The sequence below is a fragment of the Ochrobactrum sp. SSR genome, from assembly GCF_030067775.1.
GTDB classification, from domain to species: domain Bacteria; phylum Pseudomonadota; class Alphaproteobacteria; order Rhizobiales; family Rhizobiaceae; genus Brucella; species Brucella teleogrylli.
The window spans coordinates 1593982-1611824 of sequence record NZ_CP125969.1 but is presented as its reverse complement, the minus strand read 5'-3'; the positions used below and the strand labels follow the sequence as shown (position 1 = coordinate 1611824).

The following is a 17843-nucleotide window of genomic DNA, read 5'->3' as shown; positions in this document are numbered from 1 at the left end:
CTGTCATCCACTCCCGCATTTCTTGCAAATCTCTACTGCGAATTGCCCATGATGATGTCAAGCAACGTGGTGGAGCCACCCAGCCGTCGCTGCGGCTGCTGCACCGGCTGGCCACCGACCTCGCCGGGTGGCATCGGGCGGTAGGTGTCGTTATACCCGCCGGATGCGTTGCCCTGCGGCCCCGGCGCATTCACAGGATAAGCGCCTTCCGGTGCAGCCTGCTGGATGTCGTTGCGCGTGGTGGTTTCCGGCGCTGGCGGCCAGTAACCATCGTCGCCATTTCCAGCCATCGGCTGATCGCCATAGCCGCCCTGTGGCATCATGTTGGGATCGTAAGGCGCATTCGGGTCCATGCCGTCGCTGCCGCCGGGTACGACATTCTGGATGTCGTAATGGCCGGGCAGTTCGGAGATGGGCACGCCCTTGTGCGCTTCCTGCATAAAGCTTTTCCAGGCGGCAACGGGCAAGGTCGAGCCGAAGACGCGCTTCATGCCCTTGCCATCGTCATTGCCGAACCAGACGCCAGTGGTGAGATTGGATGTGTAGCCGACGAACCATGCGTCGCGGAAATTCTGGCTGGTGCCGGTTTTCCCCGCTGCGGGCCAGCCGCCAAAGGCCGCCTTGCGCGCCGTGCCGTCCTCGACGGTTCGCCGCAACATGGCATTCATCATCCCGACATTGCGCTCGTCGATGACACGCGGGCCAATGGCGTCATCTTTCTGGTAAAGCACCTTGCCATCGGCATCCGTCACCTTGGTGATGAAATAGACCGGCGCGCGATAGCCGCCATTGGCAAAAGGCACATAGGCATCGGCCAGTTCGAGAAGGGTCACTTCCGAGGTGCCAAGCGCCAGCGAAGCGTTGGGCTCAAGCTTCGATTGCACGCCAAGACGGTGCGCGGTATCCACCACGGTCTGCGGGCCGACTTCCATCACAAGCTGGGCGGAAACCGAGTTGAGCGAGTGCGACAGCGCGGTCGCCAGCGTCACTTCGCCCATATATTTGCCGTTGTCGTTGCTGGGCGTCCACTTGCCGATGCGCACCGGCGCATCGTTGCGCACCGAATCCGGTGTGCGGCCCTGTTCCAGCGCCGAAAGATAGACGAACGGCTTGAAGGAGGATGCAGGCTGACGGCGCGCATCGGTCACGCGGTCAAACTGGCTGGCGGCATAATCGACGCCACCGACCATGGCGCGCACCGCGCCAGTGCCGTCGATGGAAACGAGAGCACCCTGGCTCACATTCATTTTCTTGCCGCTTTGGGAAATCTGGTCCTTGATCGCGTCTTCGCCTGCCGATTGCAGGCCGAGATCGATGGTCGTTTCCACCGTGATATCGGTCTTTGCCTCACCGATCAGCGCCGGCAATGCCGACACGACCTTGTCGGCGACATAGTTTTCCGAACCCTGCCAGAAGGATGGCGCGCGGGTCGGCGGTTCGCTTTCGGCGATCGCCAGTTGCCTGTCGTCGATCATGCCTTCTTCGCGCATGGCACCCAGCACCAGCTTGGCGCGGGCGGCGGCGGCTTCCGGATCGCGGGCGGGCGACAGGCGGGACGGGGCTTTGAGAAGGCCAGCCAGCGTGGCGGCTTCCATCAGGTTCACATCCTTGGCCGACTTGTTGAAATAGCGCCGCGAAGCCGCGTCGACGCCATAGGCGCCCGAACCGAGATAGACCCGGTTCAGATACATCTCCAGAATCTGTTCCTTGGTGTATTTATGCTCAAGCCACACGGCGAGCATCACTTCCTGTACCTTGCGTTCCAGCGTGCGGTCAGGTGACAGGAACAGGTTTTTGGCGAGCTGCTGTGTCAGCGTCGAACCGCCCTGCACGGCGCGGCCTGAAACAACATTGGTCACAATTGCGCGGGCAAGGCCGATCGGGTCGATGCCGAAATGCGAAAAGAAACGCCGGTCTTCAATGGCGACAACCGCCTTTGGAATGAAGGCCGACATTTCATGCAGACCCACAGCCTCGCCACCTGTGGTGCCGCGATTGGCAATCAGCTTTCCGCTAACATCGACAATGCGCACATTGGGTGGACGGTCGGGAATTTCCCAATCCGTCGTCGGCGGCATCTTGGCTGCAAAATAGACGAGCACACCGGCAAGGCCGATGCCGCCCCACAGGCCGAGCACGAAGCACCAGTAGATCGCGCGGCGCAGAAAGCCGAAGAAGCCGCGCGGCTTCGCCTTGCCGCGGCGTGCTGCACGCGGTTCGCGATCCCGGGACGGGGCCCGTTTGCGTTGCTGCGAGCGCGCCATACGCTCCTCCTCATCGACACGGAAATCGTCCTCGTCAGTCCTCTTCTCTTCTTTGCCGAAAGAGGGGTCGATGCGTCCGTTCCTGTCGTCTCGCGATGCCATAGTCTGCCTAAGTTACCCACCTGCGCGCCGGTCCGTTATGCGTGCGAACCGATCATTTTCCAAAATTAATCTGCATTGCCGTCATGTTATTCAGCCAATGCGAAGAAGGGTCTACCCGGTGCAGGGTAAATGCGGCGGTTTAAAGGGACGTAAATCGCCGGTTAATAAAAAGCCCGCCATGCGGCGGGCTTTTCCAGTTTTACGAACAGCTTACTCGCTGCGAGGCTTTTTGCTATAGCCGCCTTCGGACTTCTTCGGGCCTTTTTTGAAGCCGTCACCGCGAGGCTTGTCACCCCAGGATTTTTCGCCACGCGGCTTGTCGCCCCATGACTTTTCCCCACGTGGCTTGTCGCCCCAAGGCTTGTCTCCGCGCGGCTTGTCGCCCCAGGATTTCTCGCCATAAGACTTTTCAACACGCGGCCTGAAGCTCTTGCTTTCGCGGCGTCCGGCATCTTCACCGGCGCCAGCAACCGCAGGACGGATCACCAGACCCTTTTCGCCCGTGCCGCGCTCGGCAACCGACTGACGGAATTCATCGGCCTTCGATGCGGCGATTTCAAAGCGGGTTTCGCCGTCGAGGATCTTGATCGAGCCGACATCGCGCTTCGACACGTCGCCAGCCTTGCAGATCAGCGGCAGCAGCCACTTCGGATCGGCGCGGTGCTTTCGACCAGCCGAAACCGAGAACCAGACGCCATCGAAATGCGCATTGCGGTCGAAGCGTTCGCCCGGTTCGCCGCGTTCTCCACGATCAAAACGGTCGTTACGCTCGAAACGATCGCCGCGGTCAGAACGTTCGCGCGGTTTCTTGCCGCCAACCGGATGAACCGGCGCGTCCGACACTTCTTCCGGTGCAGGCGCCAGCGACAATTCGCGATTGAGATAGGCGGCAGCCAGCTGTTCCGGCGTGTAACGCTCCAGAAGCGCTTTCAGCACGTCCTGATGTTCTTCCTCAACCGGCTGGCCAAATGCCTCGGCATTGAGAATGCGTTCGTTGTTTTTGGCCTGAACGGCGGCAATGCCCGGCGCAGGGATGGTCTGCGCGTCGAGCTTCGCCATATGCAGAAGGCGCTCGGCGGAACGGCGGCGCGAGAACGGCACGACCAGCACGCAGGTGCCCTTGCGACCGGCGCGACCGGTACGGCCCGAACGGTGCAGCATGGTTTCAGGATTGTTCGGCAGATCGGCATGGATAACCAGATCGAGATTCGGCAGATCGATACCGCGTGCGGCAACGTCGGTCGCCACGCAAACGCGGGCGCGACCATCGCGCATGGCCTGCAGCGCATTGTTGCGCTCGGCCTGGCTCAGTTCGCCCGAAAGCGCCACCACTGCAAAGCCGCGATTGGAAAGGCGGCTTGCCATGTGCTTTACCGCTTCACGGGTTGAGCAGAAGATGATCGAGTTCTGTGAATCGTAATAAAGCAGCGTGTTGATGATCGCGTGGTCGCGCTCATGCGGCGGAACCGGCATGGCGACGTAATCGATATCGGCGTGCTGGCTGGTTTCGCTCTGCACGGTGAGGCGCAGCGCATTGTTCTGGAAACGCTTGGCGAGCTGCGCGATGGGCTTCGGCACGGTTGCCGAGAACATCAGCGTGCGGCGGTCTTCCGGCGCTTCACCGAGGATGAATTCGAGGTCTTCGCGAAAACCCATGTCGAGCATTTCGTCGGCTTCGTCGAGCACGACGACGCGCAGCGCAGACATGTCCAGCGCTGAGCGGGTGATATGGTCGCGCAGGCGGCCCGGCGTACCAACGACGATATGGCTGCCACGCTCCAGCGCACGGCGCTCGGTGCGGATATCCATGCCGCCAACGCAGGATGCAATGCGCGCGCCGGTATCGGCATAAAGCCATTCCAGCTCGCGGCGCACCTGAAGCGCCAGTTCGCGCGTCGGCGCGATGATCATGGCAAGCGGCGCACCCGCTTCGCCGAAGCGAAGCTCGTCTTCCAGAATGGTGTTGGCCATGGAGAGACCGAAGGCAACGGTCTTGCCGGAACCGGTCTGGGCGGAAACGAGAAGGTCGGAATCAAGGGTTTCAGGCGCCAGCACGGCGTTCTGAACGGCGGTGAGGGTATTATAACCGCGAGCGGCAAGAGCTCCGGACAGGGCCGGAGCGATGGTTTCGGGCAGAGACATGGACAACTTTCACAAAAGCTTCACAAGTCGCAAACCCATTGGCCGTAAACCTAACGTTCACGGCTCCCCTGGCGACCACCGAAGCAACAGAATTGCCGCTTCCCTATAGGGTTCAGGTCGCGAGGTCAACCATGGCTGGCGACATGGCAGCCCTGCGCCCGGCGTATGCCAATTAACCGACTTACCGCGGGGAAGTTTTCATTTAATATATAAACGCCATTAACAATAATGATTGGCTATCAATTCGTGTTAATAAAAGTAATTGCGAGATAAAAATGAGAAAATTATTGGCTGTTTCAGCTTTTTTAATCGCTGGTTTGATGTTTTCTGTCAATTACAGTGTCGCAAGGCCGATTTCGTACTGTGCATCTGTAATTCCTCCCAAGAGTAACCCCAATGAATATGATGATTTCAGAAATGCAAAATTCCAGCTCGACCAATATTTGAAGGGGAAGGGGCAGAGGCCCACGGTCTTCAACAATAACGAGGGAATTCTCCCGAATGTGCCTCGTATGACCTATTTTGAGTTCGATCTCGGCAAGGATCGATACGGTCGCCGTGGAAGGCACCGGGCCATTATCGGTTATGATGGAAGTGCAAATCGCACCTATTATTATACGGATAATCACTACAGGTCGTTCTGTATGATCCGTTAAAACGCGGATTTAAAGCAAAGCCGAGCCGCAACTGTTTGGCAGTGACGGCTCGGTAAATATTTTAGTGGGCCTCGTCCCAGTTATGCGCTGCGCGCGCATCGACATGCAGCGGAACCGTCAGAGATACCGCCGGAAGGGCCGCATTCTCCATGATATGACGCACCAGCGGAATGGTTTTTTCCACTTCATTTTCGGGTACTTCGAAGATCAGTTCGTCGTGCACCTGCAATAACATGCGGGCGGCGAGCTTTTCTTTTTCAAGCGCATCTTCCATGCGAATCATGGCGCGGCGGATAATGTCGGCAGCCGAACCCTGAATGGGCGCGTTGATGGCAGCGCGCTCGTTGAAAGCGCGGATTTGCGGGTTGGATGCGCGGATATCCGGATAATGGGCACGGCGTCCGAATATGGTTTCGACATAGCCATTTTCACGCGCAAAAGCCTTGGTCGCTTCCATATAATCCTTGATGCCGGGGAAGCGCTCGAAATAGGTGCGGATATATTGCCCGGCTTCCTCACGCGGGATGGAAAGCTGGTTGGCGAGACCGAAAGCCGAAATGCCATAGATGATGCCGAAATTGATCGCCTTGGCGCGGCGGCGAACCTCCGACGGCATGCCTTCCACCGGCACGCCGAACATTTCCGATGCGGTCATGGCGTGAATATCGACGCCATCGGCAAAAGCCTGTTTCAATTGCGCAATATCGGCCACATGGGCCAGCACGCGCAGCTCGATCTGGCTGTAATCGGCGGAGATCAGCTTGTTGCCCGGTTCCGCGATGAAGGCCGTCCTGATTTTGCGACCTTCGGCGGTACGCACCGGAATGTTCTGCAAATTCGGCTCGGAAGAGGAGAGGCGGCCCGTCGACGTGGACGCCATTGCGTAAGATGTGTGGACGCGTTTGGTCTGCGGATGGATGAAACCGGGCAGCGCATCCGTATAGGTGGATTTCAGCTTGGTCAGCTGGCGCCAGTCAACGATTTTGCGCGGCAGGGGATGACCTTCAGCAGCGAGGTCTTCAAGCACCTGCGCCGAGGTGGACCATTGGCCGGTCTTGGTTTTGGAGGCGCCGGGCAGGCCCATCTTGCCGAACAGAATATCGCCGAGCTGCTTCGGCGAGCCGATGGTGAATTTCTCACCGGCCAGTTCGTAGATTTCATCTTCGTAAGCGGCGGCAGCCTGTGCCAGATCGCCAGACAGGCGCGACAGCACCTGACGATCCACGGAAATGCCGCGTTCTTCCATGCGCGCCAGCACATCGACCAATGGACGCTCCAGCCGCTCATAGACCGACATGAGGCCCTCAGCAGCGAGGCGTGGTTTGAGGACTTGCCACAGGCGCAGCGTCACATCGGCATCTTCAGCCGCATAGGCTGTCGCGCGGTCGATATCGACCATGTCGAAGGTCACGGCGCTTTTGCCGCTGCCTGCAACATCCTTATAGGCAATCGGCGTATGGCCGAGCCAGCGTTCCGAAAGCGGGTCCATGCCATGGCTGCCCGTACCGGCGTCGAGCACATAGGAAATCAGCATCGTATCGTCAAAGGATACGGTGTTGATCCCGTGACGGCGCATCACCAGCCAGTCATATTTCATGTTCTGCGCGATCTTGAGAACGGAAGCATCCTCAAGCACGGCTTTCAGCGCTTCAAGGGCCTGGCCGAGCGGTATCTGCCCATCGACCATGCCGCCGCCGAGCAGATCGCCCTGACCGGATTTGTGCTGAAGCGGGATATAAGCCGCCCTGGTCGTGCTATTCTGGCCGGGGAGAGCCAGCGAGAAGCCAACGAGTTCGGCCTGCATCGGATCAAGCGAATTGGTTTCCGTATCGAAAGCCATCACGCCGGTTTCGACCGCTTCGGCCAGCCAGAGCTTGAGCGTGGCAATATCGCGAATGCAAGTGTAAGCGCCGGTGTCGATCTTCTGCGCAGTGGCATTCGCGACGCGCTTATCGGCCAGCGCCTGCGGGGTGTAGCCTGTCGCAGCGGCAGGCTCGCCCGTCGCCACAGCGACGACCGTGACGTCCGCAACACTCGTCACGACGACATCGACATCGGGGCCATGCGCATCCGCGCCCCATTGCGTCTCGACATGGCACGGCTCCACGGCGGAAGCATCCGTATCGGTCGCTTCGGCCACGCGGCGGGTCAGCGAGGTGAACTCCATGGCCTTGAGGAAGCCGATCAGCTTCGGGCCGTCTTGCGGTTCCAGAACCAGACCGTCGAGATCGACATCCAACGGCACATCGGTCTTGAGCGTGACCAGCTCGCGCGAAATCTTGGTCTGGTCCGCAAAGGCGATAATATTTTCGCGGCGCTTGTTCTGCTTGATTTCCGAGGCGCGGGCGAGAAGCGTGTCGAGATCGCCGAATTCTTCCAGCAATTGCGCTGCCGTTTTGGGGCCAATGCCCGGAATGCCGGGCACGTTATCGGTGCTGTCGCCGGTCAGCGATTGCAGGTCGATCATCTTTTCCGGCGGCACGCCCCATTTTTCGATCACTTCGGGGATCGAAATCTGCTTGTCCTTCATGCTGTCATACATCGACACGCCCGGCGTCACGAGCTGCATGAGATCCTTGTCGGAAGAGACGATGGTGACATCGCCGCCCGCCTGTTCGGCAAGGCGCGCATAGGTCGCGATCAGGTCGTCGGCCTCAAACCCTTCCTTTTCGATGCAGGGCAGGTTGAAGGCGCGGGTTGCCTGACGGATCAGGCCGAACTGCGGAACGAGATCTTCCGGCGGTGCGGTGCGATTGGCTTTGTATTCAGGATAAAGCGCGTTGCGGAACGTCTTCGACGAATAGTCGAAAATCACCGCGAAATGGGTCGGCACCACGCCTACATCGGTGTTGCGCGCATCCTTCAGCAGCTTCCACAGCATGTTGCAGAAGCCCGATACGGCGCCCACCGGCAAACCATCGGTCTTGCGGGTCAGCGGGGGAAGGGCGTGATAGGCGCGGAAAATATAACCCGAGCCGTCAACGAGAAAGAGATGATCGCCTTTTTTCATGGCTTAGAAGTAGATCAAAGCAGCCCTAAAGGGAACTGGCTCAATGTCAGGAGAAACAATGATCCACGCGAAAGAACCTCGTCACGGATCGATAACAAGTTTGTTACAGATTTGTAATCTTCCGTGCCCTTGAATAGCCACGATTGAAAACCAAATTTCAGTCATCGACAGTTCGTCGGTCGCCGGTTTTCTGACCCGTCCCCCGTTGGATACCGGATGTTGCGGCAGCCTCATTCCCCTCTCCGGGCTGCCGCTTTGAGTGTAGTGATATGGCCGCTGTGGTATCCCCTCACCGCAGCGGCCAAATCATTTTCGGGTGCCCGCTCTCAAACCGGGTTTCCTCCTGACGATGCTGGTTGTAGTGTGCCGCCAGTTTAAGACTCGTCAGGAAATTTTCATGTCCACGGAAACGTCTCAGCAATCGCTCGACAAAGTTCTCAGCCACCTCGACGCCAATCTCGATAAAAGCCTCGAACGCCTGTTCGAACTGCTGCGGATCAAGTCGATTTCGACCGACCCGGCCTATAAGGCCGACTGCCGTAAAGCTGCGGAATGGCTGGTCGAGGATCTGAAGACGATTGGCTTTGACGCCAGCGTGCGCGACACGCCGGGCCACCCGATGGTGGTTGCACATCACGATGGCGCCAAGCCCGATGCGCCGCATGTGCTGTTCTATGGTCACTATGATGTGCAGCCGGTCGATCCGCTGAACCTGTGGGAAAACGACCCGTTCGATCCGGCGATCAAGGATGTCGGTAACGGTCGCAAGATCCTGACCGGTCGCGGCACGTCCGACGACAAGGGCCAGCTGATGACCTTCGTGGAAGCCTGCCGCGCCTATAAGGCGATCCATGGCAATCTGCCAGTCAAGGTGACGCTGTTGTTCGAAGGCGAGGAAGAATCCGGTTCGCCGTCGCTGAAGCCATTCCTTGATGCCAACAAGGCGGAGCTGAAGGCCGACGTGGCGCTGGTCTGCGACACCGCCATGTGGGACGCGGAAACCCCTGCCATCAGTGTGGGCTTGCGTGGTCTCGTCGGCGAGGAAATCGTCATCAAGGCTGCCGACCGTGATCTGCATTCGGGCTTCTTCGGTGGTGCTGCCGCCAATCCCATCCATATTCTGAGCAAGATTCTGGCCGACCTGCATGACGAAACCGGACGCGTCACCGTTCCGGGCTTCTATGAAGGCGTGGAAGAAACCCCGTCGCAAATCCTGCAATCCTGGGAAAGCCTCGGTCGCACGGCGGAAAATTTTCTCGGTCCTATCGGCCTGTCGGTCCCATCCGGCGAAAAGGGCCGCAGCGTTCTGGAACTCACCTGGGCGCGCCCGACTGCGGAAGTAAACGGCATCACCGGCGGTTATACCGGCGAAGGCTTCAAGACGGTTATCGCGGCGCAGGCTTCGGCCAAGGTCTCGTTCCGTCTGGTCCACAAACAGGACCCGGCGAAGATCCGCGAAGCCTTCCGCGCCTTTGTGCAAGAGCGTCTGCCAGCCGATTGTTCGGTGGAGTTCCACCCGCATGGCGGCTCGCCCGCAATCCAGTTGCCTTATGATTCACCGCTGGTTTCCAAGGCCAAGGACGCGCTGTCCGACGAATGGCCGAAGCCAGCGGTGCTGATCGCCATGGGCGGCTCGATCCCGATTGTCGGCGACTTCGACACGTTCCTCGGCATGGAATCGCTGCTCGTCGGCTTCGGCCTCGAAGACGACCGGATCCATTCGCCCAACGAAAAATACGAGCTGAACTCCTTCCACAAAGGCCAACGCTCATGGGCGCGTATTATGGCGGCTATCGCCGCCAAGTAGGGCTCGCATCATGGCGGTTATCGCCGCCAAATAAGGATAATAGAGAATGACCATCCGTTTTCATAAAAACGATCTGTCGAACCTCGATCACTATCAGGTCGATGCGGTCGCCATCGATACCGAGACGCTGGGGCTGAACCCGCATCGTGACCGGCTTTGCGTGGTGCAGATTTCGCCCGGTGACGGCACGGCAGACGTAATCCAGATCGAAGCCGGTCAGAAAAAGGCGCCCAATCTGGTCAAGCTTTTGAAAGACCGCTCGATCACGAAAATCTTCCATTTCGGCCGATTCGATCTGGCGGTGCTGGCGCAGGCTTTCGGCACCATGCCGCAGCCCGTCTTTTGCACCAAGATCGCATCGAAGCTCACCCGCACCTATACGGACCGCCATGGTCTCAAGGAACTGTGCAACGAGCTGCTGGACGTTTCTATCTCCAAGCAGCAACAGTCATCCGACTGGGCTGCGGAAATTCTCTCGCAGGCGCAGCTCGAATATGCTGCTTCCGACGTGCTCTATCTGCATCGCCTGAAGGCCGTTCTGGAACAGCGCCTTGAGCGCGATGGCCGCGTGAAACAGGCCGAAGCCTGCTTCAAATTCCTGCCGACTCGTTCGGAGCTCGATCTGATGGGCTGGCCGGAAGACGATATCTTCGCGCATAGCTAATACTGGGCGAAAAATCCGAAACCATCAAACGGCGGCTGTGGCCGCCGTTTTCTTTTGCGGGGCCTGATCAATATAGGCCCATGCCGGGCGGCGGAACAGAAACTGGCCATAGCCGGTCCATCGGATAAGCCCGTAAAGAATGACCGGCCCGATCACGCCGCTTGCGGTGGTCAGCAGCGATACTGTGCCGATATCGATGAAGCCGAGTTTCAGCAGCACCGTGCGCGCAATGGCCATTGGTAGGAAGAAGGCCAGATAGATCACAATCGAATGTGCGCCGAGCCAGCTTAAGGCCCGATGCAGCCAGTTGCGCGCGGACAGCAGGCTTAACAGCGACGAAATCGAGATAATCGCCAGCGCGCCGACCAGTCCCAGCAGTAGCGAGATAACGGGCAGATCGCTGATAGCGCCACGCCCGTTCAGAAGATCGCTTGCCGGCGCGATCAACGATGCGAGGCTTTCCGGCACCGGCATGAAGACGAGCTTATATTCGACAAGACCCCAGACGAGTAGCCCGGCAACGCCGACAAGAGGGCGCTGGCGCAGCCAGTCCGCAACCTTGAAGATGGCCGGTGCGACGGCATAGCCCGCGAAGAAATAGACGAAACGCGAGCAGAATTCGTCAATCATCACCCAGCCCGTATGCACGGGCAGGATTTCCAGCACAGCCAGCACCGTAAAGGTCACGCCCACTGGCACACGCTTCAAAAGCCGCGTCGCGATAAAGAAGATTGGCAGGATATAGATGAACCACAGCGTTCCAAACGGCTCGACGAAAGCCATGAGATAGGCCTGCACAACGCCTGAAATACCGGCTTCGCTGGCAATGCCCGGCGCCTTGAACGCAAACTGGATCGTGAGCCACAGAATGTAGAAATACAGGAAGTGCACAACCTTGCGATCGAGATAGCGTCGCCAGGGCCGGTCGATGACGAGGCTGAGAAACAGCCCGGAGATCATGAAGAAATCCGGCATGCGGAATGGTTTGGCGAAGGCAACCACATAATGCATCCAGCCTTCGGCACCCGCCGCCTTTTCGACGCCCAGCGTGGAATGCATCATAACGACGAAGATAATGCAGATGCCCTTGGCAATATCGACCCAGTCGATCCGTTCGCTGCCGCCCGCTATCTGCATATCAGTCTCCCACCTTTTAAGCCCGGTTTTCTATAACCCGATTGGATCGGGATTAATATAGGCCTGCACAGAGCGGCTCTTTCGGTGGTTTTTAACCGAATTTTAACTAGAGAAGGCGGTTTCACGGCTTCGTGTTCGGCTTTTTGCACATTTCGCTTGCTGTGGCTTCCTTGCTACAGACTTTTCTGAGTAGTCGCTTATATTAGGGGCAAGCTTGGTTCAGAAAATTTCCTTTGGAGGTTCATCATGAAGCTCAAGACGCTTCTTCTCGCATCCACCGTCGCCCTGATTGCTGCCACCGGCGCAAAGGCTGCTGACGCGGTTATCGAACAGGAACCAGCACCGGTTGTCGTCGCTCCGACCTTTACCTGGAACGGTGCTTACATCGGTGGTCAGGTTGGCTATGGCTGGGGCAAGTCCGACTTCAGCGGTGACCTTTTCACCTATGGCAATGTGAAGCCTGATGGCTTCCTCGGCGGTCTCTATGCCGGTTACAACTTCGATCTGGGCAACAATGTTGTTCTCGGTATCGATGGCGACATCACCTATAATGACGTCTCGAAGGGCATCGACATTTACGATGGCGATCTCGCAGTCGGTTCGTTTGAAAACAAGCTGCGCTGGTCGGGTGCCGTTCGTGCCCGTGCTGGTTATGCCTTTGACCGCTTCCTGCCTTACATCGCTGGCGGTGTTGCATTCGGCAATATCAAGAACAGCGGCGACATCGACGGTATCGGCTTCTCCGAAAGCAAGACGCTTACCGGCTGGACCATTGGCGGCGGTGTGGACTATGCCGCAACCGACAACCTGATCCTGCGTCTTGAATATCGCTACACCGATTACGGCGATAAGGACCTCGATTTCGGTGGACTGAGCGTCAACAACGACTTCAAGACCAACGAAGTTCGTCTGGGCGTTGCCTACAAGTTCTGATCCTTCGTTAAAGGATTGCAAGAGAAAGGCCCCGCATTGCGGGGCCTTTCTTTTTGCGGTTGTGATACCGCCAGATAAACAAAAGGCCTCTGCGAGCAGAGGCCTTTATTGTTGTCAGGGACCGAGCTGGATCAGACGTCCAGATTGGCGACGCTCAGCGCGTTTTCCTGAATGAACTCGCGGCGTGGTTCCACTTCGTCGCCCATCAGGCGCGAGAAGAGCGAGTCCGCGTCGGTCGCATCGGTCACCTTGACCTGCAGAAGCGAGCGCACATTCGGGTCAAGCGTGGTTTCCCACAGCTGTTCGGCGTTCATTTCGCCCAAGCCTTTGTAACGCTGTAGGGTGAGGCCCTTGCGACCCGTCGCGAAAACCGCATCCAGCAGCGCCATCGGGCCGGACAGCACGTCCGACTTGTCCTTGCGGCGCAGCATGGGCGGCTCGGCGAAGGTTTCGCTCATGCGGCCTGCCACCCGGTCGATCTGTCGGGCATCGGCAGAGCCGAGCAGCGCCATGTCGAGAATGGCGACATCCTTGACGCCGCGCACCATGCGCTCGAAGCGATAGCCACCATCGTCCATGACATGGCCGGTCCAGCCGCGCTCGGTTTCTTCCGAAATCATGTCGAGGCGCGTCGCAACCGTATCGGCAGAGCGTTGCGCCGTGGCATTGTCCTTCGAAGCGTCGGGGTTGAGCAGGCCAGCAATCGCCGCCTGTTCGACAACGCGGCGGTCATAGCGGGTGTGCAGGCCTTGCAGAAGCTGGCGGAGCGTGCGGGCATCGTCCACGACGGCGCGCAGATCTGGCCCGGCGCGCACTTCGCCGCTTGCCATTTCAAGGGCTGCTTCTTCAAGGCCGGTCTCGATGAGGAAGTCCTCGAAGGCGGCCTCGTTCTTGATATATTGCGAGGACTTGCCGCGCGACACCTTATAGAGCGGCGGCTGCGCAATATAGATATGGCCGCGCTCAATCAGCTCCGGCATCTGACGGAAGAAGAAGGTGAGCAACAGCGTGCGAATATGCGCACCGTCGACGTCAGCATCGGTCATGATGATGATCTTGTGATAACGCAATTTGTCGGCGTTGAAGCCGTGCGTCTCATCCTTGCCGATCGAGGTGCCGAGCGCCGTGATCAGCGTGCCGACCTGATCGGAGGACAGCATGCGGTCGAAGCGGACGCGTTCCACATTCAGGATCTTGCCGCGCAGCGGCAGGATCGCCTGGTTCTGGCGTGAACGCCCGCTCTTCGCGGAACCACCTGCCGAGTCACCTTCGACGATGAAGAGTTCCGACTTGGCCGGGTCGCGTTCCTGACAATCGGCGAGCTTGCCCGGCAGCGAGGTGACGCTGAGCGTGCTCTTGCGGGTGATGTCGCGGGCCTTGCGCGCCGCTTCACGGGCGGCGGCGGCCTGAATGACCTTCTCGACCACGGCCTTGCCTTGCGCCGGATGCTCTTCCAGCCAGATCGACAGCGCTTCGTTGACGAGGCTTTCGACCACCGGGCGCACTTCCGACGAAACCAGCTTGTCCTTCGTCTGCGACGAGAACTTCGGGTCCGGCACCTTGACGGAAAGAACGGCCGTCAGGCCTTCGCGGCAATCGTCGCCGGTGAGCTGCACCTTTTCCTTCTTGGTCATGCCGGAAGCATCCGCATAGCCCGTGACCTGACGGGTCAACGCACCACGGAAACCGGCCAGATGGGTGCCGCCATCGCGCTGCGGGATGTTGTTGGTGAAGCACAGCACCTTTTCGTGGTAGGAATCGTTCCACCACATGGCGACTTCAACCGTCATGCCGTCCTTTTCACTGCGGATATAGACCGGCTCGTCGATCAGCGGCTTCTTGTTCTGATCGATATATTTCACGAATTCGATCAGGCCGCCGTCGTAATGCAGTTCGTGTTCCTTGGCGTCCGCATGACGGTGATCGCTCAGCTTGATGCGCACACCGGAATTGAGGAAGGCCAGCTCGCGCAGGCGACGCTCCAGCGTGTCATAGTCGAATTCGACCATGCTGAAGGTTTCCGTCGAGGGCAGGAAGGTCACGGAGGTGCCGGTTTCGCCGTCGGCCACATCGCCCGTCACCACCAGCGGCGCATCGGCGACGCCGTGGGTAAAGCTCATTTCGTGAACCTTGCCATAGCGGCGGATCTTCAGCTTCAGCCAGACCGAAAGCGCGTTGACGACCGAAACGCCCACGCCGTGCAGACCGCCGGAAACCTTGTAGGAATTCTGGTCGAACTTGCCGCCCGCATGGAGCTGGGTCATGATGACTTCAGCAGCCGAAACGCCTTCTTCCTTATGGATGTCGGTCGGGATGCCGCGACCGTTATCGGTCACAGTGCAGGAGCCATCGGCATTGAGCGTCACGGTGACGAGTGTGGCATGGCCCGCCAGCGCTTCGTCGATGGCGTTGTCCACGACTTCATAAACCATGTGATGCAGGCCGGAGCCGTCATCCGTGTCACCGATATACATGCCCGGACGCTTGCGAACGGCATCCAGACCTTTCAGAACACGAATGGAATCCGCGCCATATTCGGCGGAGGCTTCGGAATTCATCTCGGGCGTATCGCTCATGAAAATCTTTCGAAAACGTGCTGCGAATGCAGCCTGATAGCCTGCTGCAAATGCAGCCTTAAAGAACGTGTCGAATCACACGACAAACATGGCTTTAATATAGGCGCTAACGGCTTATTTTCCAAATTTCACGCGCAAATTTGCCGGGGATTCCGGTAGTTTGGGCGGATATCGACCCCATATGGCAGATGCAGCCTCGATTGGGCTTCTGGAAGCGCCACAATTACCCCTTATATGTCATAAAACAACGGTATCTGGAACGCTTGGATGAAACTGCGATGACTATGCCGGAAGTGCTAGAACCCTTCGTGCCGCCCGCGCCGCGTCCGCGCGAAAAGCCGGTCGGCCGTTTCGAGATGATGCGCGTGGTTTACAAGAACCCGCTCGAATTGTGGGGTGAGCCTTCCTACAATGAGCGCTGGGTCGAGGTCAGCTGGCTCGGCATCAAAACCATCATCGCCAACGATCCGGGGCTGATCCGCCACGTGCTTGTGGACAACGCCGCCAATTATCCCATGTCCGCCATTCGGCAGCGCGTGCTGCGCCCGCTGCTGCGCGATGGCCTTCTGACGGCTGAGGGGCAGGTGTGGAAGCGTTCGCGCAAGGCCATGGCGCCTGTCTTCACGCCGCGCCATATTGCGGGCTTTGCGCAAACCATGCGCGACCGTTCACGCCTGTTCGTCGAGCGCTACAGGACCAACGGCACCGTCACCGATGTTGCCCATGACATGACGCTTTTGACCTATGATATTCTGGCCGAAACGCTGTTTTCCGGCGAGATCGCAGGCGATGCCAATGATTTCGCGCGCCAGATCGACAAGCTGTTTGAAACCATGGGGCGCGTCGATCCGTTCGATCTGCTGGGCCTGCCCGACTGGCTGCCACGCTTCACGCGTTTGCGTGGCCAGCAGTCGCTGGGCTTCTTCCGCGCGCTCGTCTCCGACACGATTGCCCTGCGCAAGGCGCGCATGGACAAGGGCGAGGCGGTGCCGAGCGATTTCCTGACGCTGCTTCTGCGCGCCGAAGGTCCGGAAGGCCTGAGCCGTTCCGAGATCGAAGACAACATCATCACCTTCATTGGCGCCGGTCACGAAACCACGGCCCGGGCGCTTGGCTGGACGCTCTATCTGCTGGCCAAGGCCCCCGAAGAGCGTGCGCGTGTTGAGGCGGAAATCGACGCCTTTTTCGAAAAGGGCGGGCGCGATCTCCCGCCGCATGAATGGCTGGCAAGTCTGCCTTTTACGCGCGCGGCTTTCGAGGAAGCGATGCGTCTTTACCCGCCTGCGCCATCGATCAATCGCGAGGCGGCGGAGAATGATCGCTATGGCGATCTGGCAATACCGAAAGGCGCAACGGTGCTTGTCATGCCGTGGGTGATCCACCGTCACCGCCTCTACTGGGATCAGCCGGATGCTTTCATGCCGCAGCGCTTCTGGCCGGAAAACCGCGACCGGCTCGACCGTTTCCAGTATCTGCCCTTCGGCGCGGGACCGCGCGTCTGCATCGGGGCGAGCTTTGCCTTGCAGGAAGCGGTGATTGCGCTGGCGACTTTGCTCGACGGTCACCGCTTCGACGTGCTGGAAACCACCAGACCGTGGCCGGTGCAAAAGCTCACCACGCAGCCGCAGGGCGGTCTGCCGATGAAGGTGGTGAGGCGATAGCAAAAAGCCCGGCCAAGCCGGGCTTTTCTGTGTCTTACAGCCGTTCTGCATGCCAGCGCAGATGGTCATCCATGAATGTCGAAATGAAGAAATAGGAATGATCATAGCCCTCGCGCATGTTGAGCGTGAGCGGAATGCCAGCTTTCTTGCAGGCTTCTTCCAGCAGCCACGGACGCAAGCCGTCGTTCAGGAAACCGTCTGCGGTGCCCTGATCGACCAGAAATGCCGGGAATTTGTAGCCATCCTCGATCAGCAACGACGCATCATAGGGACGCCATGCACGTTCTTCCGGTCCGAGATATTTTTCCAGCGCCGGTTTCGACCATCCGGCGGTCGATGGCTGCACGATCGGCGCGAAAGCCGAGGCCGACTTGAAGCGGTCCGGGTTTTTCAGCGCAATCGTCAGCGCGCCATGACCGCCCATGGAATGGCCGGTGATGGCTTGCCGCGCCATATCCAGCGGAAACTCAGCCGCAACCAGATCGGTCAGTTCCTGCGTGATATAGCTGTACATCTGGTAGTTCCGGGCGAAAGGCGCCTGCGTCGCATCGACATAAAAGCCTGCGCCCTTGCCGAACTGCCAGTTCTCCGGTTCGTCCGGAACGTCATTACCGCGTGGGCTCGTATCCGGGCAAATAACGGCAATTCCAAGTTCTGCGGCCAATTGTCGATATTCGCCCTTGTCCATCACGTTTTGATGCGTACAGGTCAGGCCGGACAGATACCAGAGCACCGGCACCGGACCATCCTTGGCCTGCGGCGGCAGGAAGACGGCAAAGGTCATATCGCACTGGCAGGTCGCGCTTTTGTGCCGGTAGACGCCTTGCGTCCCGCCAAAGCACTTGGCTGTCGAAATTGTTTCGAGGGTCGTTGTCATGTGAATTCCAGTTC

Annotated in this window: 11 protein-coding genes; 5 read left to right on the top strand and 6 right to left on the bottom strand. The window is 58.9% G+C overall.

Annotated features, from left to right (window positions below; translation table 11 throughout):
• Window positions 1–32 precede the first annotated feature (32 nt).
• Together QLQ11_RS07635 and QLQ11_RS07630 are read right to left on the bottom strand one after the other, a co-directional pair.
• Complete coding sequence (locus QLQ11_RS07635; RefSeq protein ID WP_283736012.1) at window positions 33–2366, bottom strand: transglycosylase domain-containing protein; 2334 nt, start codon at window positions 2364–2366, stop codon at window positions 33–35.
• Window positions 2367–2576: 210 nt separating this feature from the next.
• Window positions 2577–4508: a DEAD/DEAH box helicase gene (locus QLQ11_RS07630; RefSeq protein ID WP_109368150.1), complete on the bottom strand. Its 1932-nt coding sequence runs from the start codon at window positions 4506–4508 to the stop codon at window positions 2577–2579.
• A 275-nt stretch (window positions 4509–4783) separates the two neighbouring features.
• Between QLQ11_RS07630 and QLQ11_RS07625 the strand changes: the two genes are divergently transcribed.
• Window positions 4784–5164 carry a ribonuclease domain-containing protein gene (locus tag QLQ11_RS07625; RefSeq protein ID WP_283736013.1) on the top strand — a complete coding sequence of 127 codons (381 nt, stop codon included), beginning with the start codon at window positions 4784–4786 and terminating at the stop codon, window positions 5162–5164.
• Between the two features lie 61 nt (window positions 5165–5225).
• Here the strand turns inward: QLQ11_RS07625 and polA are convergent, their stop codons facing one another.
• Entirely contained in the window at window positions 5226–8174 is a 2949-nt protein-coding gene (gene polA / locus QLQ11_RS07620) for a DNA polymerase I (RefSeq protein ID WP_124915160.1), read from the bottom strand.
• A gap of 397 nt (window positions 8175–8571) precedes the next feature.
• On the opposite strand from polA, the gene QLQ11_RS07615 reads away from it, so the two are divergent.
• Window positions 8572–9981, top strand: coding sequence for a dipeptidase (locus QLQ11_RS07615; protein ID WP_109368153.1), 1410 nt, complete (start codon window positions 8572–8574; stop codon window positions 9979–9981).
• A 46-nt stretch (window positions 9982–10027) separates the two neighbouring features.
• Complete coding sequence (locus QLQ11_RS07610) at window positions 10028–10645, top strand: ribonuclease D (RefSeq protein WP_371835849.1); 618 nt, start codon at window positions 10028–10030, stop codon at window positions 10643–10645.
• A gap of 24 nt (window positions 10646–10669) precedes the next feature.
• On the opposite strand, the gene QLQ11_RS07605 is transcribed toward QLQ11_RS07610, so the two are convergent.
• Entirely contained in the window at window positions 10670–11782 is a 1113-nt protein-coding gene (locus QLQ11_RS07605; RefSeq protein WP_109368155.1) for an acyltransferase family protein, read from the bottom strand.
• A 246-nt stretch (window positions 11783–12028) separates the two neighbouring features.
• Here QLQ11_RS07605 and QLQ11_RS07600 point away from each other — a divergent pair, with 246 nt between their 5' ends.
• Window positions 12029–12715 (top strand): outer membrane protein, encoded by a 687-nt coding sequence (locus tag QLQ11_RS07600; protein ID WP_109368156.1) that lies wholly within the window; start codon window positions 12029–12031, stop codon window positions 12713–12715.
• 131 nt (window positions 12716–12846) lie between these two features.
• Here the strand turns inward: QLQ11_RS07600 and gyrB are convergent, their stop codons facing one another.
• The gene (gene gyrB, locus QLQ11_RS07595) at window positions 12847–15291 is read right to left on the bottom strand and encodes a DNA topoisomerase (ATP-hydrolyzing) subunit B (RefSeq protein WP_109368157.1); all 2445 of its coding nucleotides are present in this window, start codon (window positions 15289–15291) and stop codon (window positions 12847–12849) included.
• Between the two features lie 284 nt (window positions 15292–15575).
• On the opposite strand from gyrB, the gene QLQ11_RS07590 reads away from it, so the two are divergent.
• Window positions 15576–16952: a cytochrome P450 gene (locus QLQ11_RS07590; protein WP_109370144.1), complete on the top strand. Its 1377-nt coding sequence runs from the start codon at window positions 15576–15578 to the stop codon at window positions 16950–16952.
• A 34-nt stretch (window positions 16953–16986) separates the two neighbouring features.
• Here the strand turns inward: QLQ11_RS07590 and fghA are convergent, their stop codons facing one another.
• Window positions 16987–17829 carry an S-formylglutathione hydrolase gene (fghA, locus tag QLQ11_RS07585; protein ID WP_283736015.1) on the bottom strand — a complete coding sequence of 281 codons (843 nt, stop codon included), beginning with the start codon at window positions 17827–17829 and terminating at the stop codon, window positions 16987–16989.
• Window positions 17830–17843 lie beyond the last annotated feature (14 nt).